General features: G+C 40.9%; 22 protein-coding genes, 1 other RNA gene and 2 other annotated features. Of the genes, 21 read left to right on the top strand and 2 right to left on the bottom strand.

Annotated elements, in window-relative coordinates; translation table 11 throughout:
* The first annotated feature begins 14 nt into the window (after positions 1–14).
* Complete coding sequence (dtd, locus tag NSQ44_RS13245) at positions 15–455, top strand: D-aminoacyl-tRNA deacylase (protein ID WP_066250512.1); 441 nt, start codon at positions 15–17, stop codon at positions 453–455.
* A 30-nt stretch (positions 456–485) separates the two neighbouring features.
* Here the strand turns inward: dtd and NSQ44_RS13240 are convergent, their stop codons facing one another.
* Entirely contained in the window at positions 486–2,171 is a 1,686-nt protein-coding gene (locus NSQ44_RS13240; RefSeq protein ID WP_340857257.1) for an SH3 domain-containing protein, read from the bottom strand.
* A gap of 139 nt (positions 2,172–2,310) precedes the next feature.
* Between NSQ44_RS13240 and NSQ44_RS13235 the strand changes: the two genes are divergently transcribed.
* The 5 genes from NSQ44_RS13235 (at position 2,311) to NSQ44_RS13215 (ending at position 6,946) form a co-directional block, all read left to right on the top strand.
* Positions 2,311–2,478, top strand: coding sequence for a hypothetical protein (locus tag NSQ44_RS13235; protein ID WP_340857255.1), 168 nt, complete (start codon positions 2,311–2,313; stop codon positions 2,476–2,478).
* Between the two features lie 59 nt (positions 2,479–2,537).
* Positions 2,538–2,756: a binding site (T-box leader), on the top strand.
* A gap of 61 nt (positions 2,757–2,817) precedes the next feature.
* On the top strand, positions 2,818–4,086 hold the full coding sequence (gene hisS / locus NSQ44_RS13230) for a histidine--tRNA ligase (protein WP_144596729.1): 1,269 nt from the start codon (positions 2,818–2,820) through the stop codon (positions 4,084–4,086).
* A gap of 15 nt (positions 4,087–4,101) precedes the next feature.
* Positions 4,102–5,877 carry an aspartate--tRNA ligase gene (gene aspS / locus NSQ44_RS13225; protein ID WP_340857254.1) on the top strand — a complete coding sequence of 592 codons (1,776 nt, stop codon included), beginning with the start codon at positions 4,102–4,104 and terminating at the stop codon, positions 5,875–5,877.
* Between the two features lie 66 nt (positions 5,878–5,943).
* Positions 5,944–6,136, top strand: a non-coding RNA gene (gene ssrS / locus NSQ44_RS13220) — 6S RNA.
* A gap of 42 nt (positions 6,137–6,178) precedes the next feature.
* Complete coding sequence (locus tag NSQ44_RS13215) at positions 6,179–6,946, top strand: tRNA threonylcarbamoyladenosine dehydratase (RefSeq protein ID WP_063387985.1); 768 nt, start codon at positions 6,179–6,181, stop codon at positions 6,944–6,946.
* 132 nt (positions 6,947–7,078) lie between these two features.
* Here the strand turns inward: NSQ44_RS13215 and NSQ44_RS13210 are convergent, their stop codons facing one another.
* Positions 7,079–8,356 (bottom strand): replication-associated recombination protein A, encoded by a 1,278-nt coding sequence (locus NSQ44_RS13210; protein ID WP_340857253.1) that lies wholly within the window; start codon positions 8,354–8,356, stop codon positions 7,079–7,081.
* A 134-nt stretch (positions 8,357–8,490) separates the two neighbouring features.
* Here NSQ44_RS13210 and cymR point away from each other — a divergent pair, with 134 nt between their 5' ends.
* The 15 genes from cymR to NSQ44_RS13135 all read left to right on the top strand — a co-directional run bounded on the left by cymR (position 8,491) and on the right by NSQ44_RS13135 (position 24,137).
* Positions 8,491–8,910: a cysteine metabolism transcriptional regulator CymR gene (gene cymR, locus NSQ44_RS13205; RefSeq protein ID WP_340857252.1), complete on the top strand. Its 420-nt coding sequence runs from the start codon at positions 8,491–8,493 to the stop codon at positions 8,908–8,910.
* A gap of 18 nt (positions 8,911–8,928) precedes the next feature.
* The gene (locus NSQ44_RS13200) at positions 8,929–10,074 is read left to right on the top strand and encodes a cysteine desulfurase family protein (RefSeq protein ID WP_340857251.1); all 1,146 of its coding nucleotides are present in this window, start codon (positions 8,929–8,931) and stop codon (positions 10,072–10,074) included.
* A 15-nt stretch (positions 10,075–10,089) separates the two neighbouring features.
* Positions 10,090–11,205: a tRNA 2-thiouridine(34) synthase MnmA gene (gene mnmA, locus NSQ44_RS13195; protein WP_094246267.1), complete on the top strand. Its 1,116-nt coding sequence runs from the start codon at positions 10,090–10,092 to the stop codon at positions 11,203–11,205.
* Between the two features lie 81 nt (positions 11,206–11,286).
* The gene (locus tag NSQ44_RS13190) at positions 11,287–11,940 is read left to right on the top strand and encodes a tetratricopeptide repeat protein (RefSeq protein ID WP_094246536.1); all 654 of its coding nucleotides are present in this window, start codon (positions 11,287–11,289) and stop codon (positions 11,938–11,940) included.
* Between the two features lie 21 nt (positions 11,941–11,961).
* Complete coding sequence (gene recD2, locus NSQ44_RS13185) at positions 11,962–14,337, top strand: SF1B family DNA helicase RecD2 (RefSeq protein WP_094246266.1); 2,376 nt, start codon at positions 11,962–11,964, stop codon at positions 14,335–14,337.
* A 199-nt stretch (positions 14,338–14,536) separates the two neighbouring features.
* On the top strand, positions 14,537–14,722 hold the full coding sequence (locus tag NSQ44_RS13180; RefSeq protein ID WP_340857250.1) for a hypothetical protein: 186 nt from the start codon (positions 14,537–14,539) through the stop codon (positions 14,720–14,722).
* A gap of 72 nt (positions 14,723–14,794) precedes the next feature.
* Positions 14,795–15,856: an AI-2E family transporter gene (locus tag NSQ44_RS13175; protein ID WP_340857248.1), complete on the top strand. Its 1,062-nt coding sequence runs from the start codon at positions 14,795–14,797 to the stop codon at positions 15,854–15,856.
* Positions 15,857–15,905: 49 nt separating this feature from the next.
* Positions 15,906–16,112 (top strand) — a binding site (T-box leader).
* 72 nt (positions 16,113–16,184) lie between these two features.
* Positions 16,185–18,821 (top strand): alanine--tRNA ligase, encoded by a 2,637-nt coding sequence (gene alaS, locus NSQ44_RS13170; protein WP_094246263.1) that lies wholly within the window; start codon positions 16,185–16,187, stop codon positions 18,819–18,821.
* Between the two features lie 71 nt (positions 18,822–18,892).
* The gene (locus tag NSQ44_RS13165; protein ID WP_340857247.1) at positions 18,893–19,159 is read left to right on the top strand and encodes an IreB family regulatory phosphoprotein; all 267 of its coding nucleotides are present in this window, start codon (positions 18,893–18,895) and stop codon (positions 19,157–19,159) included.
* A gap of 1 nt (position 19,160) precedes the next feature.
* Positions 19,161–19,577: a Holliday junction resolvase RuvX gene (gene ruvX, locus NSQ44_RS13160; RefSeq protein ID WP_094246262.1), complete on the top strand. Its 417-nt coding sequence runs from the start codon at positions 19,161–19,163 to the stop codon at positions 19,575–19,577.
* A gap of 15 nt (positions 19,578–19,592) precedes the next feature.
* Positions 19,593–19,871, top strand: a complete 279-nt coding sequence (locus NSQ44_RS13155; RefSeq protein WP_340857246.1) for a DUF1292 domain-containing protein — start codon at positions 19,593–19,595, stop codon at positions 19,869–19,871.
* 142 nt (positions 19,872–20,013) lie between these two features.
* Positions 20,014–21,144, top strand: a complete 1,131-nt coding sequence (gene mltG, locus NSQ44_RS13150; protein WP_340787998.1) for an endolytic transglycosylase MltG — start codon at positions 20,014–20,016, stop codon at positions 21,142–21,144.
* 120 nt (positions 21,145–21,264) lie between these two features.
* Positions 21,265–21,915, top strand: coding sequence for an O-methyltransferase (locus tag NSQ44_RS13145; RefSeq protein WP_340857245.1), 651 nt, complete (start codon positions 21,265–21,267; stop codon positions 21,913–21,915).
* Complete coding sequence (locus tag NSQ44_RS13140) at positions 21,912–22,841, top strand: peptidase U32 family protein (RefSeq protein ID WP_063387999.1); 930 nt, start codon at positions 21,912–21,914, stop codon at positions 22,839–22,841. The genes NSQ44_RS13145 and NSQ44_RS13140 overlap by 4 nt, the downstream gene beginning before the upstream one ends.
* A gap of 24 nt (positions 22,842–22,865) precedes the next feature.
* Entirely contained in the window at positions 22,866–24,137 is a 1,272-nt protein-coding gene (locus tag NSQ44_RS13135; RefSeq protein WP_340857244.1) for a peptidase U32 family protein, read from the top strand.
* Positions 24,138–24,245: the final 108 nt, after the last annotated feature.

Below are 24,245 nucleotides of genomic sequence, written 5' to 3'. Positions count from 1 at the left end.
AAAGGAAATACATGATGAAAGTTGTAGTACAACGAGCAAGGAATGCAAATGTCAAAGTAGATGGACAAGTTGTTGGTTCGATTGAGTTCGGTTTAATGGTGCTAGTCGGTGTTACACACGAGGATACGGAAAAGGATGCAGAGTTTTTAGCGGATAAAGTGGCCAATTTGCGCATATTTGATGATGAAGAAGGGAAAATGAATTTATCTCTTTTAGATGTTGGGGGCGAAGTTTTATCCGTCTCCCAATTTACGCTGTACGGCGATTGCCGGAAAGGAAGAAGGCCAAATTTTATGCAAGCAGCCAAACCGGATATTGCTGAAAAACTATATGAATCTTTCAACGACAAACTGAGAGAAAAAGGCGTACGTGTTGAAACGGGTTCTTTCGGAGCGATGATGGCTGTTGAATTTACAAATGTTGGCCCAGTAACATTGATTATCGAAAGCAAATAAAAAATCGTGAGCGAGCTGCTCACGATTTTTTTATGAGTTTACATATTTAACGACCGCTTTATAAATCGCTTGTGAGATTTTCTCTTGGTAAGCGTTTGTGCTGACTGTCCACTCTTCCATAGGATTGCTCAAAAAACCTAGTTCAAGCAAAGCAGCAGGACGTTTATTTTCACGCAGCACAAAATAATTTCCAAATTGAACACCGCGGTTTCTTAAATTGACATGCCTCACCATCTCTTTGTGAATTACATTTGCTAATGCTTTATCCTTTGTAGAATTGTAATAAAAAGTTGTGATTCCATTTGCGCTTGGAATGATTGAGCTATTATAATGGATGCTCACAAAGGCGTTTGCGTTGTTTTTTACAGAAATTCCTACACGGGATTGCAGGCTGATATATGTATCGTCGCTTCTAGTTAAAACTGCATTTACACCTGCTCTTTTTAATTTGTTGTACACAAGTTTAGCTGTTTTTAAGGTTAAATGTTTTTCCAGCGTCCCTCTGACACCGATCGTCCCGCTGTCATAGCCTCCGTGGCCCGGATCGATAATGACTTTTTTACCGTTTGACGGTGTGCTTGTCCCTTTATTGGAATTGTTTTCGCTTGTTGTTGTGACGACCCAGCTTGCTACATAAGCTGTTTGACCGTTTCGGAGCTGAATTTTATACCAATTATTATAAATCCCTACAATTGGAAAAGTCTGCCCTTTGTTTCCTCTTTGAACAATTTTTGCAGAAGTGGAAGGTGCACTGCGCAAATTTGTTCCGTCGTATAAAAGGACAACTGATTGAGCGCCGTTTGTTTTCTTTGAGCCAGCTTCGATATATCTTTTGGATGCCCAGCCTGTTTTGTTTTTCGCATATCTAATTTGATACCAATCTCCGTTTGCACCTATGATTTCTACCTCTGTTCCTTTTTTAATGGTACCGACAATTTTTGAGTGTAAAGACGGACCGCTTCTAACATTTAACGAGCTGGCTGTAATCCTTCCTTTTTGCGGGGAAGTGCTGCTGCTTTTAGCTGCTGCTTTGGTAATATATTGCTTCGACACCCACCCCGTCACATTGTTGTAGCGAATGTTATACCAATTGCCTTGTTCCGAAATGATTTCAACTTTCATGTTTTTTGTCAGCTTGCCGGTAATTGATGATTGTGCATTTGGTTTTGAACGAACATTTAATATAGTGGCTGTAACCGTACCGAGGCTATGCTTCTGATTCGAAGGGGTTTTGCTGGTTGCTGGAGCTACATATGCCGAAGAGACCCATCCTTGCCGGCCATTATAGGAAATTTTCACCCATTTCCCCTGTTTCGTCAACACATGCGCTTTTTCCCCTTTAGGAAACTGTCCAACAACTTTATAGTTTGTCCCGGGGCCAGAACGGATTCTTAACCCGGTAGTCGTAGAAACGACATAATCCTTTTTTTGAAGCTCGGTTTCTACTGAAAGAAGCCAATCGGCTACCCACCCGGAAGAGCCCTGTTTTAATTGAATTTTCACCCAATCTCCTTTCCTTGCGACAATCGGGTATTTTTCACCGTACCGAACGCTTTTCATGACGGGATAGCTTAAACCGGGACCTGTCCGGACATTTACTTTATCTTGCTTAATGACTGCATATTGCGTATCCGCTTGGGCTGAATGAAAAACTGGAGCGGTAGAAGTAAAAAGCAGTGAAAGCAACAGAACGATTAAAAAGCATTTTTTTCGCAATGGCCATGCTCCTTTCACATTCATGCAAAAAACTATTTCTATTTTTATTTCGGCATTTCCTTTTTTACATTGAGTATTTTTTCATTTTTTTGCGGGAAGACTAAGACGCAAATTCTGATGAAAAAGAAAGGGGAAAAATATGCGGTCCAGTGAAAAACATTCTTTCTCCGCATCAATTTTTCATGACCAGTTTGGTATTTCTTTCAGTGATCGTACGATGCAGGATATTTTAATAGAGGTTTCGTTTGAGCATGCTTTAAATCAAGAGGAGGCGAAAAAGCTCCGTGATCGGCTCAGCCGTTCTTGACATGACACAGTATTGTTCGTATGATAATATAAAATTCTAGATTTAAAAATAACGTACATAAACAACCGATGACGGAGACAAGTAGCTGGGATGCACATGGACAGAGAGGAAAGGCCTTAGGCTGAAAGCCTTTCCCCATGATCGCTTAGTGAAGAACACTCCGGAGGTTTTCCTCTGAAAGGTGTAAAAGTAGGAGGAAACGTAAATAGGCGTTAACTTTTAAGTGGAAGCATTGCTTCAATTAGGGTGGCACCACGGGAGACTCTCCCGTCCCTACGGGAATCGTCAGGGGACGGGTTTTTTTATGGAATTTATTTTATAAGTGGAGGAGAATCGACAATGGCTTTTCAAATCCCGCGAGGTACACAGGATATTTTGCCGTCGGAGGCTTCAAGATGGCAATATGTTGAGAAAAAAGCTAGGGAAATATGCCGTCTTTATCGCTTTCAAGAAATTCGAACCCCCATTTTTGAACATACGGAATTATTTCAAAGGGGTGTAGGCGAATCAACCGATATTGTCCAAAAAGAAATGTACACTTTTTCCGACAGGAAAGGAAGAAGTTTAACATTAAGACCGGAAGGAACGGCAGCAGTCGTCCGCGCTTTTGTTGAAAAGAAAATGTACGCAGATCCGAACCAGCCTGTAAAGCTTTTTTACATCGGTCCGATGTTTCGGTATGAAAGACCGCAATCAGGGCGTTTTCGGCAATTTGTTCAATTCGGTGTGGAGGCTCTCGGCTCGGACGACCCTGCGCTGGATGCTGAAGTTATTTCTTTGGCGATGGCGTTTTATCAATCGCTCGGCTTAAAAAAATTGAAGCTTGTCATTAACAGTTTGGGAGATCAAGAGAGCAGAGCTGCACATCGTGCTGCTTTAGTCAACCATTTTAAGCCGAGAATTGGAGAATTTTGCTCTGATTGCCAAAAGCGGCTTGAGCAAAATCCGTTAAGAATACTTGATTGTAAACAAGACCGCGAGCATGAATTGATGAAAAGCGCCCCTTCCATCATTGACTTTTTAAACGATGAATCAAAGCAATATTTTGATCAAGTGTTAAAATATTTAACGGAGCTTGGCATTGAGTATGAAATCGATCCAAATCTCGTCCGCGGATTGGATTATTATAACCATACAGCATTTGAAATCATGAGCAATGCGGAAGGGTTTGGGGCGATTACGACTTTATGCGGCGGCGGAAGATATAACGGCTTGGTCGAAGAAGCCGGAGGGCCAAGCACGCCGGGGATCGGCTTTGCTTTAAGCATTGAACGCCTGTTAGCAGCAATTGATGCTGAAAACATCGCTCTTCCGATTGAAAAAGGTCTAGATTGTTATATTGTGGCACTGGGAGATCGGGCGAAGGAACGGTCGGTATCTCTATTGCAGGAAATGCGGAAAGCCGGCATTTCTGCAGACAAAGATTATGAAAATAAGAAAATGAAAGCACAACTGAAGCAAGCGGACAGGCTTCAAGCCAAATTTGTCATCATCATAGGTGATGAGGAGTTAGAAAAAGGCGTGGCGAACGTAAAAAACATGGCAACAGGCGAACAAGATGCGGTGGCATTTGAACGACTTGCAGAGTATATAAAAGAGAGAAAGTAAAGGAGAGTATGTAGGATGTTTGGACGTTCGTATTATTGTGGAGAAATTTCCGAAAAAGCAATCGGCGAAAAGGTCGTTTTAAAAGGATGGGTGCAAAGACGCCGCGATTTAGGAGGACTTATTTTTATCGATTTGCGCGACCGGACAGGAGTTGTCCAAATTGTTTTTAATCCTGAAGTTTCAAAGGAAGCGTTAGAAATAGCTGAAAAAATCCGCAGCGAGTATGTATTGGACATTGAAGGCGAAGTGGTGAAAAGATCGGAAGAGACGATTAATCCGAACATTCGAACAGGAAAAGTGGAAGTGGTTGTTCAATCGGTAACCATTTTAAACAGCGCCAAAACTCCTCCTTTTTCACTTGCGGATCAAAAAGCGGACATTTCCGAAGAGGTTCGTTTAAAATACCGTTATTTAGATTTGCGCCGTCCAGTCATGTTTGAAACGTTAAAAATGCGGCATCAAATTACGAGAGCGATTCGCAACTTTTTGGATGAAAATGGATTTATTGATGTGGAAACCCCCATTTTAACGAAAAGCACACCGGAAGGAGCACGGGACTATCTTGTCCCTTCTCGCGTCCATGAGGGGGAATTTTATGCGCTCCCGCAATCGCCGCAAATATTCAAACAGCTTCTAATGGTTTCAGGATTTGATAAATATTATCAAATTGCAAGATGCTTCCGCGATGAGGATTTGCGCGCAGACAGACAGCCGGAATTTACCCAAATAGATATAGAAACTTCTTTTATGAGCCAAGAAGATATTATGAATCTAACCGAAAAGATGATGGCTCATGTGTTAAAAGAAGTGAAAGGAATCGAGCTTACTCTTCCATTCCAACGCATGCCATATGATGAGGCGATGGCGCGCTTTGGGTCGGACAAGCCGGACGTTCGATTCGGCCTGGAACTTGTTGATGTATCTGAAATTGTGAAAAGCTCCGCTTTCAAAGTTTTCAGTCAAGCAGTTGCAGGTGGAGGGCAAGTAAAGCTAATCAATGTAAAAGGAAAAAAAGACGAATTTTCACGCAAAGATCTAGATGCTCTCCAAGAGTATGTTCACAATTATGGAGCGAAAGGTTTGGCTTGGCTTAAAGTAGAAGAAAATGAAGTAAAAGGCCCAATTGCAAAATTTCTATCAGAAAATGAACAAAATAGTATTTTGCAAGCAGCTGAAGGACAGAATGGAGACTTGCTTCTGTTTGTTGCCGACAAGCCGAATGTTGTTGCTGATTCTTTGGGGGCTCTCAGACTAAAACTAGGAAAAGATTTAGGGCTGATCGAAGAAGATAAACTTGAATTTTTATGGATTACGGATTGGCCGCTCGTTGAATATAATGAAGAAGACGGCCGCTATTATGCATTGCATCATCCGTTTACTATGCCGTTTCGTGAGGACTTGGAGTACTTTGAGAAAGATCCTCTCAAAATGCGGGCTCAAGCATATGACTTAGTGTTAAATGGATATGAACTTGGCGGAGGGTCGATTCGGATTTTTGAAAAAGACGTTCAAGAAAAGATGTTCAAACTTCTTGGTTTTACAGAGGAACAAGCAAGAGAACAGTTCGGATTTTTGCTGGAAGCCTTCGAATACGGTACGCCGCCGCATGGTGGAATTGCACTAGGATTGGATCGGATTGTAATGCTTTTGGCAGGAAGAACAAACTTACGGGATACGATTGCCTTTCCGAAAACAGCAAGTGCGAGCTGTTTGTTAACGGAGGCACCAAGCCAAGTAAACAAAGAGCAATTGGATGAACTGCATCTTGAAGTGAAACATAGCTCAAGGTAATAATTTCCATTATTTGTTTTTTATCTTGAAATCTCATGCTAATTATGATATTCTTTATTCAAAATTTAAGTCCTGATGTGTGCGTCGTACACCTAGTTTTGACCGAACAACGATTTAAATGGGAGCCCGGAGTTTCTAAAGTGAGTAAATGCCTCAAATGCATATGGCACGAGGACTTACAAAGCTTTAGAACAGGGCACCCACCTGCTGAGAGCGGGTTCAAAACGAAGGAAACGGCGACGGCACAATTGGGACTTTTTTAGTTTGTACACTGAATTTTGACAAATTGGAGTGATTTTTTTTGCTTCATCAGTTTTCCCGAAATGAACTAGCGATTGGAAAAGAAGGTTTACATAAATTGAAAAACAGCTCCGTAGCCGTTTTAGGGGTTGGCGGAGTTGGATCTTTTGCCGTCGAAGCTCTTGCACGATCAGGCATCGGGCGATTGATTTTGATCGATAAAGATGATGTCGATATTACGAATATTAACCGGCAAATCCATGCGCTTTTGTCGACGGTTGGAAAACCGAAAGTGGATTTAATGAAAGCAAGAATTGCTGACATTAATCCGGATTGTGAAGTAATTGCATTAAAAATGTTTTACACGGAAGAGACGTATGAAGACTTTTTTAAGCTAAACCCTGACTATGTGATTGACGCCAGCGATACGATCAGCTATAAAATTCATTTAATGAAGGAATGCCTGAAACGGAATATTCCTATTATTTCAAGCATGGGGGCAGCCAACAAAACGGATCCAACCCGTTTCCGAGTAGCAGATATTTCAAAAACACATACAGATCCGATTGCCAAAGTGATTCGAACGAAACTGCGAAAAGAAGGGATCCGAAAGGGAATTCAAGTCGTATTTTCTGATGAACGCCCTGTTGTTATTAGAGAAGATGTCAGAAAAGAAGTCGGCAATAACGAATCAACGATCCGCAAAGCAAAAATGCCCCCGTCATCAAATGCCTTTGTGCCATCCGTAGCCGGATTGATTATGGCTGGTCATGTAATTAATGAATTGCTGAAGGATATAAAAATTTATCGTGTCGGCGACGACGATTAAAAAATGGGGGTGTCAAATAAGCCGTTTTTCGGCTTATTGACGCCCCCTTTTATTTACGTTTTCCATGAGGTTTTGACATTTTGGACAATCCTATTTATTTTTTCAAGATGACGCGGACATGACCGAAGCTTCCTATTCGTCCTTTTCTTTTTTCTTTTTCTCGATATTTTCATATATTTGCGCTAAAGCCTGCTCGAATTTGCCCGTTCTTTTTGGCTTGTAATATTTTTTATGCTTGATGGGGTCAGGCAAATATTGCTGGTTTACCCAGCCTGATTCATAATCGTGCGGATATAAATAGTTCACTCCTCTGCCAAGCTGCTTTGCTCCTTTATAATGAGCATCCCGCAAGTGGGAAGGGACCTCGCCTGTCACTCCTGAGCGAATGTCGGCTAAAGCTGCATCAATCGCTTTATAAGCAGAGTTTGATTTAGGGGATAAACATAGTTCAATCACCGCATTGGCCAAAGGGATGCGTGCTTCGGGAAAACCGATGCGCTCAGCTGCTTCTATAGCCGAAAGAGTTCTAGGTCCCGCTTGCGGATTTGCAAGACCAATATCTTCATAGGCGATGACCGTTAAACGCCTTGCAATCGAAGAAAGATCCCCTGCCTCAATTAATCTGGCCAAATAGTGAAGCGCTGCGTTTACATCGGACCCGCGAATAGACTTTTGAAAAGCAGATAAAACATCGTAATGATGATCTCCGTCTTTATCGTGGGAAAAGCTCTTTTTTTGCATGCACTCTTCAGCAATTTCAACCGTAATGCAAATGTTCCCATTCTCATCTTCCTTTGTTGATAAAACGGCGAGTTCTAATCCATTTAACGCCGCACGCACATCTCCGCCGGAGCTTTCGGCAAAATGTCTTAGAGCTTCGTCGCTGATTTGAACAGGAAAGTCGCTCAGTCCTCTTGGGTCTGTAAGAGCTCTTTTCAGGGCAATCATAATGTCATCTGGAGAAAGAGGGTGCAATTCGAAAATTTGACAGCGGCTCCGAATCGCCGGGTTAATGGCATGATACGGATTGCTTGTCGTTGCACCGATTAAAATAATCATGCCGTTTTCTAAATGTGGAAGCAAAAAATCTTGTTTCCCTTTATCAAGTCTGTGCACTTCATCTAAAATGAGAATGATTTGCCCTGACATTTTTGCTTCTTCTACAACAATTTCCATATCTTTTTTATTGTGGACAACCGCATTCAGCTTTCGAAAAGGCGTGTTAGTGCTGCCTGCTATTGCTGTTGCAATAGATGTTTTTCCGATTCCAGGAGGTCCGTATAAAATCATCGAGCTTAAATATTTAGCTCGCACCATTCGTTCAATAATCTTTCCTTTTCCAACTAAATGTTCTTGTCCAATAATATCTTCTATTTTGGTTGGACGCATTCTATACGCTAAAGGTTCCATTTTATCGCTCCCAAATAAAAATCATATCATCTCATTTACCCACTAATAAAATAATATGCTATAATGTCTAAAGTTTAAAGTAGAACAAAGATGGTGAAAATCTTGAAAAAACTAAAAAATAGGAGTGTAGAAACGTGAGAATTTCAACGAAAGGACGCTATGGTTTAACGATTATGATTGAATTGGCGCGAAAGTACGGAGAAGGACCGACATCTTTGAAAAGTATCGCACAATCTCATGATTTATCAGAGCATTATTTGGAACAATTAATTGCTCCTCTCCGCAATGCCGGACTTGTCAAAAGCATTCGCGGAGCTTATGGCGGATATATTTTAGCGAACGATCCGTCCAAAATAACGGCTGGTGACGTTATCCGTGTGTTGGAAGGACCGATCACCCCTGTTGAAGGAATTGAAGATGAACCGCCTGCTCAAAGGCATCTATGGTTAAAAATCCGCGATGCGGTGAAGGACGTTCTTGACAACATGACACTTGATGATTTAGCAAGCCATACAGGAGATAATGAGCAGGACGCTTACATGTTTTACATTTAAAGTCGGGAGGAATTAACTTTGGAACGGATATATTTGGATCATGCGGCAACATCGCCAGTCCATCCCGCAGTTTTAGATAAAATGACAACCTTTATGAAGGATTATTTCGGCAATCCGTCTAGCATCCATTCTTTTGGCAGAGAAAGCAGACGAGAAGTGGATGAGGCTCGAGAGCTCCTTGCCAAAAGTATTCATGCCGACCCAAAAGAAATCATATTTACAAGCGGAGGAACAGAAGCAGATAATTTAGCGGTAATTGGAACAGCGCTTGCTAATAAAGAAAAAGGAAACCATATTATCACAACAGAAATTGAGCATCCGGCTGTCCTCCAATCTTGCCGCTATCTAGAAAAAAACGGATTTCACGTTACGTATTTGCCTGTCAATCAATCGGGAGTTATTTCTGTCGAGGATCTTAAAAAAGCTTTAAAAGATGAAACGATTCTTGTCACAGTTATGTATGGAAATAATGAAGTAGGTGCCTTACAGCCTATTTCAGAAATAGGAAGATTATTACAAAACCATCAAGCGCATTTTCATACCGATGCAGTTCAAGCATACGGACTCGTTCCAATTGATGTTCGCGAGCTGAATGTCGATCTGCTGTCGGTTTCCGGTCATAAAATAAATGGGCCGAAAGGGATCGGTTTTTTATATGCAAAAGCTGGGGTGAAATTCACTCCGCGCATGCATGGCGGTGAGCAGGAATTGAAGAGAAGAGCCGGAACGGAAAATGTTCCAGCGATTATCGGGTTTGCGGAAAGCGCAAAAATTGCAGAACAAACAAGAAAGGAAAAAACAGAGCAATATGTGCATTTTAAACAAATCATGATCGATGTGTTTGAACAAGAGGGCATTTCCTTCGCTGTGAACGGCTCGATTGACAACAGCCTGCCTCATATATTAAACGTTTTCTTTCCGGGAACAAACGTTGAATCGCTACTTGTCAACCTCGATTTGGCGGGAATTGCGGCATCAAGCGGATCAGCTTGTACAGCAGGATCAGTTGAACCGTCGCATGTGCTCGTTTCAATGTTTGGCAAAAATTCAAAAGAAATAACTTCATCGGTTCGATTCAGCTTCGGCTTAGGAAATACGGAGGCACAAATTGAATCGGCTGCCAAAAAAACAGCCGAGATTGTTAAAAGGTTAACGTCAAAATAGAAAGAGGTGAGAGAGATGGAAAAGGCGCCGCATGAAACAAGAGTCGTAGTCGGGATGTCTGGCGGAGTAGATTCATCTGTAACTGCTTTGCTCCTAAAAGAACAAGGGTACGAAGTCATCGGGGTCTTTATGAAAAATTGGGATGATACGGATGAAAACGGCGTATGTACGGCAACGCAAGATTATGATGATGTAATCCGTGTATGCAATCAGCTTGGGATTCCTTATTATGCAGTGAATTTCGAAAAAGAGTATTGGGATAAAGTGTTCACTTACTTTTTAGAGGAATATAAAGCTGGAAGAACGCCAAATCCCGATGTCATGTGCAATAAAGAAATTAAATTTAAAGCTTTTTTGGAGCATGCGGCTGACTTAGGCGCGGACTATATCGCAACAGGCCATTATGCACGGGTAAAATACCGCGATGGTGTGTACAAATTGCTCAGAGGAAAGGATCTAAACAAAGATCAAACGTATTTTTTGAATCAGCTGAATCAAAAGCAGCTGTCAAAGGTCATGTTCCCCATCGGGCATCTTGAAAAAAAAGAAGTTAGAGAAATTGCGGAAAAAGCCAACTTGGCAACAGCAAAGAAAAAAGATTCAACAGGCATCTGCTTTATTGGCGAGCGAAACTTTAAAGAATTTTTAAGCCAGTATTTACCGGCTCAACCCGGCAAAATGGAGACGTTGTCTGGTGAGGTAAAAGGGAAGCATGACGGGCTTATGTATTATACGATCGGTCAACGCCATGGACTCGGAATAGGAGGAAATGGCGATCCTTGGTTTGTGGTTGGAAAAAATTTAAAAAATAATATTTTATATGTTGAACAAGGATTTCATAATGAACATTTATATTCAGACTCCATTATCGCAACAAATGTTAACTGGATAACCGGTGTTAAACCAACAGATGAGCTTGTTTGCACCGCAAAATTTCGCTACCGCCAGCCTGATCAGCCGGTAAAAGTGAAAATGATCGGTGATCAAACTGCACAAATTTCGTTTGAACAGCCGGTCCGTGCCGTTACACCAGGACAAGCTGTCGTTTTTTATAATGGAGAGGAATGTCTGGGAGGCGGCATTATCGATAAAGTATTTCGCAACGGCGAAAAACTGTGGTATGTCGGTTAAAGAGATAAGCTGTACCGATCGGAATGAGATTTGTTAACTTGGCGCAGCCTCTTTGCCTTTGGATGTGAAAGGATGAAATGGATGCATAAAAATCAACTGGCTTTAGAAGCGATAAAAGAAGGGAAATGGGAAGAAGCAGCGAAATATTTTGCAGAAGCATTGGAAGAAAATCCAAACAACCCTGTGTTATACGTAAATTTTGGGAATTTGCTTGCCTCTTCAGGTGATGCAGAAAGAGCATTGAAATTTTATGAAAAGGCGATTGAGATTGATAAAGGGACGGCTACTGCGTATTACGGCATTGGAACCGTTCATTATAATGCGGGAGATTATCATAAAGCGAAAACATTTTTTGATCAGGCGGAAAAGTATGGGCTTGCTCATAAAGATGTCTATTTTATGCTTGGAATGTCTCTTTACCAGCTTGAACAGCCCCGTCTTGCACTTCCATATTTTTTGCGGGCGGTTGAGCTGGATGAACAAGATGCCAGCGCTCACTTTCAATATGGTTTATGTTTAGCACAAGCAGGCCACATTCAAGAAGCAAAAAAAGAGTTTGAAAAAACGATCGACCTCGATCAACATCACGCAGATGCTTATTATAATTTAGGTGTTGCGTACGCATTTGAAGAAAATAGGGAAGAAGCTTTAAAAATGTTTGATATGGCGCTTTCCATTCAACCGGATCATTTGCTTGCGGGCAACGGGAAAAGGCTGTTAGAAGAAATGATTTAAACGAAATTAGGAGGAAAGAGGATGGGCGGTCAACAGGAGAGTTTGTTTCATGAGGAAAGTACTCCTTTTGTTCGCGGAGTCATTAAACATATTGTCTTCCAGAATGAGCAAAATTTTTATACTGTTATTAAAGTGAAAATTGAAGAGACGAATGAACAGTTTGAGCAAGATCAAGTGACCGTGACGGGTTTTTTTCCTCTTCTCCAATTACATGACAGCTATACGTTTTTTGGCGCGAAAAAATACCATCCAAAATTCGGCGTACAATTTCAAGCTGAGCGTTTTCAAAAGGAGCTTCCAACTACGAAAGAAGGAGTTATTCAATATTTATCAAGCGGGCTTTTTAAAGGAATCGGCAAAAAAACAGCGGAAGCGATCGTGAATGAACTGGGGGAACATGCGATTTCGATTATTTTGGAGGATCCCGATTCATTAAAAAGAGTGAAGAAGCTTTCAAAGGAAAAAGCCAAAATACTGGCTGAAACACTGAAGGAACATCAAGGTTTAGAGGGGGTTTTAATCGGATTAAATCAGCTTGGCATTGGTCCTGCGCTTGGGATGAAAATTTATCAGCTGTATCGGGAAGATACGCTTAAAATCATTCAAAAAAACCCATATCAATTGGTGGAAGATATTGAAGGGATCGGCTTTATTCGAGCGGATGAAATTGGGAGAGAGCTTGGGATCTCCGGCAATCATCCCGACCGGCTGAAGGCGGCTTGTTTGTTCACTATTGAACAAGATGCTGTAAAAGAAGGACATGTATATGTTACAAAAGTTCAGCTGATGGAAAAAGCGAAAAAATTGCTCACCCAAAATGGAGAAGACATATCTGATCAGGATATTGAAAGAATCATTCTTGAATTGGAAGAAGATCGAAAAATTATCGTCGAGGAAGATCGAATTTATTTACCCTCTCTTTACTATGCTGAAGTGGGACTTGCCAATAACATTGAAGAAATTTTAACCCAAAACCAATTTCAAGATATGTTTCCTGAATCAGAATTTTTGCTGGAGTTAGGAAAACTGGAAGAAAAAATGAATGTTCAGTATGCCCCCTCTCAAAAAGAAGCCATTCAGCGGGCTATTCATTCGCCGATTCTTTTGCTGACCGGCGGGCCTGGAACGGGAAAAACAACCGTTATCAAAGGCATCGTTGAAATTTATGCGAACCTCCACGGCCTTTCATTGAACCCAAAAGAATATCAAAAGAAGGAAGAGCCGTTTCCCATTGTACTGGTGGCACCTACCGGACGAGCTGCAAAAAGAATGGCAGAAGCAACCGGTCTTCCTGCCGTCACAATCCACCGCCTTTTAGGATGGAATGGTTCAGAAGGATTTGAACACAATGAGGATCATCCGATTTCTGGAAAGCTTCTGATTGTTGATGAAGTATCAATGGTTGATATTTGGCTCATGCATCAATTGTTTAAATCGCTTCCTTCGAACATACAAATTGTTCTTGTCGGAGACGAACACCAGCTTCCGTCCGTTGGACCCGGCCAAGTGCTTCGCGATTTGATTCAATCCGGCCGAATCCCAGTTGTTACACTGACAGATATTTATAGACAAGCAGAAGGATCTACAATTATTGATTTGGCCCATTCAATCCGCCAAGGAACTCTTCCAGCGAACCTTTTGCAAACGACACAAGACAGATCGTTTATTCCTTGTACAACATCACAAATAAAAGAAGTTATAACGAGAGTAATTGAGAACGCTTTGAAAAAAGGATATTCTGCGAAGGATATACAGGTGTTGGCACCGATGTACAGAGGGATTGCCGGCATTGATCAGTTGAATGAAATGCTTCAGGAAATGTTAAACCCCCCTTCAAAAGAAAAAAGAGAGATCAAGCATGGCAACGTTATTTACCGAATCGGGGACAAAGTGCTGCAGCTCGTCAATCAGCCTGATCAAAACGTGTTTAATGGCGATATTGGGGAGATTGTTTCTATTTTTTACGCAAAAGAAAATGTCGAAAAAGAAGATATGGTGGTCATTTCTTACGACGGTATCGAAGTAACCTATACGAAGCAAGATTTTAATCAGTTTACTCATGCTTACTGCTGCTCCATCCATAAAGCGCAGGGAAGCGAATTTCCGATTGTCATTTTGCCGGTAGTAAAAGGCTACTTTCGGATGTTGAGAAGAAATTTGATTTATACAGCGGTTACAAGGAGCAAGCAATTTTTAATTATGTGCGGAGAATGGGAAGCGTTAAAAATGGGAGTATACAACAATCAGGAGTCGATGAGGCAGACAACCTTAAAAGAGAGGCTGAAAACGTCTGAACTTGCCGAGCTGAAAGAGGAGCTTCCTTTTCCACTAGAAGATGCCAACATTGGGATGGAGAACATCACTCCATATGATTTTATGGAAGAGGGCGAAGGATAATAAATTTGTTCCTTTCCATAAGATCGATAACGATTGACAGATGATGCTACAAACAGGGGACAAATTGTTTAAGCATAAAAAAGCATGCTTTATAGAGACGTATAATTTTTTGGAAAATGGTAACAAATAGTAGTGTGCATAGCGAGAATATACCGGATTAATAAATAATTAAATAAATGAATAAAGAAGGTGTCCCTGTTTGTTAACATGTCCGAATTGTAAAAACAAAGATATTGGAAAAATCGGAGTCAATCAGTATTATTGTTGGCATTGTTTTATTGAGCTTACCGTTACAAAAGGCATTATTCACACACATCAAGTAGAAGAAGACGGAACACTAAGTTCTTTAGATGACTTGTTTCCTGAAGAAGATCGTGCGATTTGAGGCGCCTAAAATGGGCGCCTTCATGCATATTTGCGTGAGCATTCCTCAAAATAAAAAGAGGAGGGATGCGGGATGAATGAGCGAGAGCGGAAATGGCTTTTCCGAATCATTTTTTTTCTCATTTTATCATTGTTTGTATATATGGTTCTTCAGCTAAAAGTCATTTGGTTTCCTATTTTCAAAATGTTAAAAGCTGTTTTAATTCCTTTTATGCTTTCCGGCTTCATTACCTACTTGCTTCATCCCGTAGTGGAAAAACTTTACCGTTCAGGTGTTCCAAGAACATGTTCGATTCTCATCATCTATTTTATTTTTTTCGGAGGAGTCGGTTTTAGCTTTTATAAAGGTGTCCCAATTTTTGTTGAACAAATGAAAGACCTTTCCGAAAATATCCCTATGTTTACAAAATATTACCAAAGCTGGACAGATAAAATTCATGACGGAACAACCAATTTACCTGGAGAAATTCATCATCGAATTGAATCTTTTATTGCTGGAATGGAAACATCCGTCGCTGCCTTTCTTGAACGGATGCTTTCAAGCATGAAGTCAATTATTGATTATGCTGTTATTATTGGTGTCATTCCCTTTCTCGTTTTTTATATGTTGAAAGATTATGAGAAAATGAAAAAGGCCATTTGGTACTTCACCCCGAAGAAATGGAGACGTGAAGGGAGACGTTTTTTAGAAAACGTCGATGAGTCGCTCGGAAGTTATTTACGGGGGCAACTATTTGTTTGTTTTCTGATCGGGCTTTCGGCTTCGATTTTGTTTTGGCTGTTTAAAATTAAATATCCGTTAATTTTAGGGACGATTATCGGAATGACCAATATTATTCCTTATTTCGGTCCATTTATCGGTGCGGTTCCTGCTTTGATGGTCGCTGCGACGCTCTCCATTAACAAAATAATTGTAGTGCTTTTCATCATTTTTGGGCTGCAATTTATTGAAAGTAATATTCTTGGCCCTTTCATCGTTGGGAAAAGCCTGCATATGCATCCGATGGTGATTATTATGGCGCTCTTGGCGGGCGGAGAAATCGGCGGAGTGATCGGTTTAATTTTAGCTGTGCCTTTTATCACTGTTCTGAAAGAGATATTGCTGCATATCATCCTTCTGAGGAAAGCGCATTGACAAGCGATTTTTCGTTGTCTATAATTCGTGATAGACATGGAATAAGTGCATGAAAGCGATGACGAATCGAGTATGTTGCAGTCCATCTTAAAAGAGAGGGGCTTCCGAGGCTGAAAGAAGCTCTAGATGAAGGGCAACAGAACGCTAATTCTGAGTGCAGGCAAAACCTGACGAAAATGCCACGTTACGGCAAATGAAGGTGATGAGCAATTGGCTCATAATCAGGGTGGTACCGCGAGTAACTCTCGTCCCTGTGTAAATCAGAGCATTTACATAGGCGAGAGTTTTTATTTTGCGAGAAAAATGAAGACATTTTAGGAGGAATGCCATGAAAAAGCTCACTTCAGCACAAGTTCGTCAAATGTTTTTAGATTTTTTTAAGGAAAAAGGACATTCGGTTGAACCGAGCGCTTCTTTAATTCCGGTTGATGATCCGTCACTATTGTGGATCAACAGCGGTGTCGCAACATTGAAAAAATATTTTGACGGAAGGGTTGTTCCTGAAAATCCGAGAATTACTAACGCACAAAAATCAATCCGAACAAACGATATTGAAAATGTCGGAAAAACAGCGCGCCATCATACATTTTTCGAAATGCTCGGAAATTTCTCAATCGGCGACTATTTTAAAGAAGAGGCGATTGAATGGGCATGGGAATTTTTAACAAGCGAAAAATGGATTGGCTTCGACCCAAATAGATTATCAGTTACTATTCATCCGGAAGATGAAGAGGCGTATGACATTTGGAAAAATAAAATCGGGTTGCCGGAAGAACGAATTATCCGTTTGGAAGGGAATTTCTGGGATATTGGTGAAGGGCCAAGCGGACCAAATACTGAAATATTTTATGATCGTGGAGAAGAATTTGGAAACGATCCAAATGATCCGGAACTTTATCCCGGCGGTGAAAACGAACGCTATTTGGAAGTTTGGAATCTTGTTTTTTCTCAATTTAATCATAATCCTGATGGAACTTACACTCCGCTACCGAAAAAGAATATTGATACAGGCATGGGCTTAGAGCGAATGGTTTCTGTCATTCAAAATGCGCCGACCAACTTTGACACAGATCTCTTTTTACCGATCATTCAAGCTACCGAAAAGATTTCAGGGGAAGCTTATCGAACCGACAAAGAGAAAGATGTCGCTTTTAAAGTGATTGCCGACCATATCCGCACGGTTACATTTGCTGTTGCAGACGGCGCGCTACCTTCTAATGAAGGCAGAGGGTATGTACTTCGCCGTCTTATCCGCAGAGCGGTTCGGTATGCAAAAACGATCAACATAGACCGCCCGTTTATGTATGAATTAGTTCCGGTTGTAGCGGAAATTATGAACGATTACTATCCGGAAGTAAAAGAAAAAGCATCCTTTGTTCAAAAGGTAATTAAAAATGAGGAAGAGCGTTTCCATGAGACTCTCCATGAAGGGCTTGCCATTTTAGCGGATGTAATCAAAAAGCAGAAAGAACAGGGTAGCCGAATAATTCCAGGCGAAGATGTGTTTCGGCTTTACGACACATATGGTTTTCCAGTGGAATTGACGGAGGAATACGCACAAGATGAAGGCATGGAGCTGGATTATGAAGGCTTTGAACGAGAAATGGAGCATCAAAAAGAACGTGCAAGAAAAGCCAGACAGGATGTCGACTCGATGCAAGTGCAAAGCGGAATTCTTGTGGAATTAAAAGAGGAAAGCAAATTTGTCGGCTACAATACCCTTGAAGCAAATGCACGGGTGCTTGTGATCATAAAAGATGGGGAATTAGTCGATCAAGCCGAGAGCGGGGAAGAGGTCCAAATTATATTGGACGAGACGCCTTTTTATGCTGAAAGCGGAGGTCAAATTGCAGACAAAGGAATCATCAAAAATGATGATGTGGTCTTAAACGTAAAAGATGTGCAAAAAGCGCCGAACGGCCAACACTTGCACCGGGCTGTCATCGAAAAAGGCGTTTTGACAAAAGGAGCAGCAGTTTACGCTTCCGTTTGTGCAGAGTCTAGAAAATCCATCGTGAAAAATCATACAGCGACACATTTGCTGCACCAAGCGCTGAAGGACGTGCTGGGCGTACATGTCAACCAAGCTGGATCGCTTGTTGCTTCCGACCGTCTCCGTTTTGACTTTTCACATTTTGGACAAGTTTCAACAGAAGAGCTGGAAGAAATTGAGCGAATTGTAAATGAGAAAATTTGGGAAAGTATTCCAGTCTCTATCGAGCACATGCCTCTTGACGAAGCGAAAGCGATGGGCGCGATGGCTTTATTTGGAGAAAAATACGGAAAAATTGTTCGCGTTGTTCAAGTAGGCGATTATTCGCTTGAGCTTTGCGGCGGATGCCATGTAACAAATACAGCGGAAATCGGACTGTTTAAGATTGTTTCCGAAACTGGAATTGGTGCAGGAACCCGCCGAATTGAAGCGGTGACAGGAAAAGAAGCGTACCGGTTTATGAATGAACAATATTTATTGTTAAAGGAAATTGGGGCAAAACTGAAAGCGAATGTAAAAAATCTGCCGGAGAGAATTGACAGTCTGCAGCAAGAAATAAAAGAACTACAGCGGGAAAATGAATCTCTTACGATGAAGCTTAGCAATCTGGAAGCGGGGAACATCGCTGAAAAAGCGGTAACGATCAACGGTGTAACAGTTCTTGCGGAAAAAGTTCAAGTGAAAGATATGAACAGATTGCGCGGCATGGTCGATGAACTGAAGCAAAAGCTCGGCTCGGCTATTGTTGTGCTAGCAACGGTATCAGACGGAAAAGTAAATTTAGCAGCCGGCATCACAAAAGACTTAGTTGACAAAGGGTTCCATGCTGGAAAATTAATTAAGGAAATTGCAAGCCGCTGTGGAGGCGGCGGCGGCGGAAGACCTGACATGGCTCAAGCGGGAGGAAAAAATCCTGAACGGTTAGCTGAAGCTCTTCGTTTTGTCGAAGACTGGGTGAAATCCGTTTCATAAATTCCAGTCATAGTGTAAAATGGATGTAGACAAGCAGATTCGCTTTTTAGTCTAGGAAAGAGGTGCAAAAATTGAGTTCCTTCGATAAAACGATGAAGTTTAATTTTTCAGAAGAACCTGTTGAGACAAATGTCAAGGAAGTTCTAAGTGCCGTATACAATGCACTGGAAGAAAAAGGTTATAATCCGATCAATCAAATCGTCGGCTATTTGTTGTCCGGAGATCCTGCTTACATTCCTAGACATAACGGCGCACGCAATCTGATTAGAAAAATTGAACGAGATGAATTAATTGAAGAGCTTGTAAAATTTTATTTGCAAAACAACCGTGAGGAATAAAATGCGAATCATTGGGTTAGACTTAGGTTCAAAAACATTAGGAGTTGCGGTAAGCGATGAGCTGGGATGGACTGCTCAAGGTGTGGAAACGATCAGTATAAATGAAGATGAAGGCGAGTTCGGGATTCAAAGACTCGCTGAACTGATAAAGAAATACGAGGTAGAAAAAATAGTAGTCGGGTATCCGAAAAATATGAACGGCACCGTTGGACCAAGGGGAGAAGCAAGCGAGCGCTTTGCCGCGCTTTTGAAGGAGCAGTTTCAGCTTCCGGTCATTCTATGGGATGAGCGCCTTTCGACGATGGAAGCCGAAAGATTTCTCATTGAGGCGGATGTAAGCCGGCGAAAAAGACGGCAAGTCATTGATAAAATGGCTGCGGTGATTATTTTGCAAAGTTATTTGGACAGTCAACAATAAATTGAGGTGAAATAAGTGGAAGGTGAAAAACATATTACCGTTATTGATGAAAACGGTAATGAACAACTATACGAAATTTTGTTTACGTTTGATTCGGACGAATTTGACAAATCTTACGTTCTTTATTATCCGATCGGCATCGATGATGAGGAAGACGAAGAAGGAATTGAAATTTATGCAGCAAGCTACATTCCCAATGAAGACGGTGAAGGCGGGAAGCTGGAGCCTGTGGAAACCGATGAAGAATGGGAAATGATCGAGGCCGTTTTAAATACATTTTTAGAAGAGGAATAAGCACCGTTTTGCGGTGCTTTTTTTGTTGAGGTGATTTACATCCAAATGAAAAAAACAATTTCTTCCTATAAAAAAATGGAGATTTTTGACGAATAAATGCGTGTATGTAGTATAATAATCGGGACGGAAGGAGGATGAATTGATGGCGGATTCGGATTCGAATAAGGAATTTTTGGATAAGAAACTCCAAGAAAAACTGCATATAGCGAAAATTGTTCGAAAAACTGTGTTAACTGTCCTGATTGCCTTTGTTGTTCTATTTGCTGGAGTGATTGGCGGCGGGTATTTATATGTGCGATCTGCATTAAAGCCTGTTGATCCGGATAATAAGGAACCTGTAAAGGTACAAATTCCGATTGGATCTTCCGTATCGCAAATTGCTTCTATTTTAGAAAAAAATGACATCATTAAAAGTGCGATCGTGTTTAAATATTACGTGAAATTTAAAAATGAATCAGGGTTTCAAGCAGGAAATTATCAATTTCATCAATCGATGACGATTCAAGAAATCGTTGAACGCTTAAAAAAAGGCGAATTAATGGGAGAAGCAGCTATTAAATTAACGATCCCGGAAGGATTGCAACTATCAGAAATTGCTGACATCATCGCCAAACATACTCCCTATTCAAAAAAAGAAATTATGAACCAATTAACAAACCAACAGTTTATCAAACAAATGCAAAAAAAGTATCCTAATACAATAACAGATGACATTTTCAACAGACGTATAAAATATGCATTGGAAGGATATTTGTATCCGGCTACTTATTCGTTTTATGAGGAATCTCCTCCGTTGTCGGAAATCATTGAAACAATGATTAAAAAGACAGATGAAATGCTTGTTCCTTATAGAAACAAAATGAAAGAGCTGAGTCTTTCCACTCATCAATTTTTAACATTAGCGTCTTTAGTGGAGGAGGAAGCGACGGAAAAAGCCGACAGGGAAAAAATAGCCAGCGTTTTTTACAATCGTTTAGAAAAGAACATGCCTCTCCAGACAGATCCAACCGTTTTATATTCATTAGGAAAGCATAAGGAGCGCGTATACTATAAAGATTTGGAAGTCAATTCTCCCTATAACACATATAAACATAAAGGACTTCCGCCGGGGCCGATTGCCAATGCTGGCAAGCAGTCACTAGATGCTGTAGCAAATCCTGCCGATACAAACTATTTTTATTTTCTCGCAACGAAAGAAGGGGAAGTTATATTTACGAAGACGCTGGATGAGCATAACAAAGAAAAAGCTAAGCATATTACGGAAAAGGATTAAAGGTTTGCGATTCGCATTCCTTTTTCTTTTATGTTAAAATATATCGAGCTAAAAAAACAAACTTGAAGAGTTCGAACAGAACTCTTCTTTGATTAAGGGAGTTTTTTAGGAGTGTCCATTTTGCCAAACAAAAAAATCGAGGAATATTTAGCAAATTTTTCTACTACCAAAGATGAAAAATTAGTTCAATTAGAAGCATATGCAAAAGAGCAGAAGGTGCCGATTATGGAAGAGCGGGCGCTGTCTGTCATGCTTCATATTTTAAAGCTCCATCAGCCGAACAAAATATTGGAAATTGGGGCGGCGATCGGCTATTCGGCGATTCTGATGGCAAAAGCGCTGCCGAACACAAAAATTGTAACGATTGAAATAGATCCTCATCGATTTGAACTAGCGGAACAAAATATTCGAGCTTGCGGCCTTGAAAATCAAATTACCATTTATCACGGTGATGCTCTAGAAATCGTACAGGAAGTCAAGCTTGACGGCCCGTTTGATGCGCTCTTTATCGATGCGAGCAAAGGGCAATATAAACGTTTTTTTCAAGCATATGAACCTTTGCTGTCAAAAAGAGCGGTCGTTTTTTCGGATAATGTTCTTTTTAAAGGACTAGTCGCTGAAGAAATGATAGAATCAAAAAGGTTAAAATCTTTAGCGAAGAAAATTAAAGAATATAATGAATGGCTAATGAATCAGCCCGATTGGGATACCGTTATTATTCCGATAGGCGACGGATTAGCCTTCAGTATAAAAAGGGGTGAAGGGGAATGAAAAAACCCGAACTGCTCGTCACACCTGTAAATGTCAAAAATATTGAGAGCCTTTGCAAAGCTGGCGCAGATGCTTTTATCATCGGCGAACAGCGTTATGGCTTAAGGCTTGCAGGGGAATTTCATCGAAAAGATGTATTAGATGCGATTGACCTTGCCCATCAATATGGAAAAAAAGTATACGTTGCAATGAATGCAATTTTTCATAATGATAAAGTAGACGAGCTTGCAGATTATGTAAAATTTGTTCATAATGCGAAGGCAGATGCGATTGTATTCGGTGATCCAGCTGTGTTAATGACTGTTAGGGAAGTTGCTCCGGAGATGAAGCTCCATTGGAATACGGAAACAACCGCAACCAACTGGTATGCATGCAACTATTGGGGAAGGAAAGGCGCCAAGCGTGCAGTACTAGCTCGGGAGTTAAGCATGGAAGCTGTCATTGAAACGAAAGAGCATGCAGAAGTGGAAATAGAAGTCCAAGTCCACGGAATGACGTGCATGTTTCAGTCCAAAAGATCTCTTATCGGCAATTATTTTGAATATCGTGGGAAAGCGATGGAAATTCACAATTATAAATACGGCAAAAATATGTTTTTGCATGATAAAGAGAGAAATAACAAATATCCAATTTTTGAGGATGAAAATGGAACCCATATTATGAGTCCGAATGATATTTGCATCATTGACGAGCTGGAGGAACTGGTTGATGCAGGAATTGATTCTTTTAAAATAGATGGCGTGCTGAAAACTCCGGAATATATTGTAGAAGTGACGAAAAAGTATCGGAAGGCGATCGATTTATGCGCTGAGGATCGAGAGCAATATGAAAATGTTAAAGACAAGCTGTACGCTGAAATTGAGGAAATACAGCCGCCAAACCGCCCGTTGGATACAGGATTTTTCTTTAAAGAGACCGTTTATTAAAAAAACGTTAAAGGAGGAGTTCGCATGCCGGTTGTGAAAGATAAAATTTCAACAATTATCAACGGCAAAAGGGTCATAACGAAAAAACCTGAACTTCTTGCACCTGCCGGAAATTTGGAGAAATTAAAAATCGCCGTCATGTACGGTGCTGATGCCGTCTTCATTGGCGGACAAGAGTACGGCTTGCGTTCCAATGCCGATAATTTCTCCATTGAGGAAATTAAAGAAGGAGTTCAATTTGCTAATCAGTACGGGGCAAAAATATATGTGACGACAAACATTTATGCACATAATGAAAACATCCCTGGACTCGATCAATATTTAAAAGCGCTCGAAGACGCGGGAGTGTCAGGGGTCATTGTCGCAGATCCCCTCATTATTGAAACGTGCAGAAAGGTAGCCCCAAAATTGGAAGTCCACTTAAGCACTCAGCAATCCCTTTCGAATTGGAAAGCTGTCCAATTTTGGAAGGAGGAAGGTTTGGAGCGGGTCGTCCTAGCACGGGAAACGAGCGCTGAAGAAATTAGAGAAATAAAAGAAAAAGTAGATATTGAAATCGAAACGTTTATTCACGGTGCGATGTGCATTGCCTATTCAGGCCGCTGCACATTAAGCAATCATATGACAGCGCGAGACTCAAACAGAGGAGGATGCTGTCAGTCCTGCCGGTGGGATTATGATTTATATGAATATTATAAAGGCAAAGAAGTGCCTATGTTTGCTGAGCAAGACTCGCCATTTGCAATGAGCGCTAAAGACTTAAAATTGGTTGAGTCGATTCCGAAAATGATTGAAATGGGGATCGACAGCTTGAAAATTGAAGGCCGCATGAAATCCATTCACTATGTTGCAACTGTTGTCAGTGTATATCGCAAAGTCATTGATGCATACTGCGCCGATCCCGATCATTTTGTCATGAAACAGGAATGGCTGGAAGAATTGGATAAATGCGCGAACAGAGAAACGGCTCCTGCCTTTTTTGAAGGAGTGCCTGGTTATCAAGAGCAATTATTTGGCACTCACAGCAAAAAAACAGCATACGACTTTGTCGGGCTTGTGCTTGACTGGAATCCAGAAACGAAAATGGTGACATTACAGCAAAGAAACCATTTCAGACCCGGTGACGAAGTAGAATTTTTCGGTCCGCAAATTGACAATTTTCGCATTGTCATCGATAAAATTTGGGATGAAGATGGAAATGAATTGGATGCAGCAAGACATCCTTTGCAAATAATCCGCTTCAAGTGCGAGCATCCGCTATATCCGTATAATATGATGAGAAAAGAGACAAGATAGGGGAAGAATCTGGATTTTTTTATAAAAAAGCAAAACGTTTCTTGAACTGCCGATTATTTTGTAATAACATATCATAGATAAATATTTCCTTCTATAACTATGTTATAA

Origin of the sequence: Aeribacillus sp. FSL M8-0254 (assembly GCF_038008845.1) — a bacterium.
Lineage (GTDB): Bacteria > Bacillota > Bacilli > Bacillales > Aeribacillaceae > Aeribacillus > Aeribacillus composti.
The sequence above is the reverse complement of the archived record's forward strand: the minus strand, read 5'-3'. Positions and strand labels throughout refer to the sequence as shown.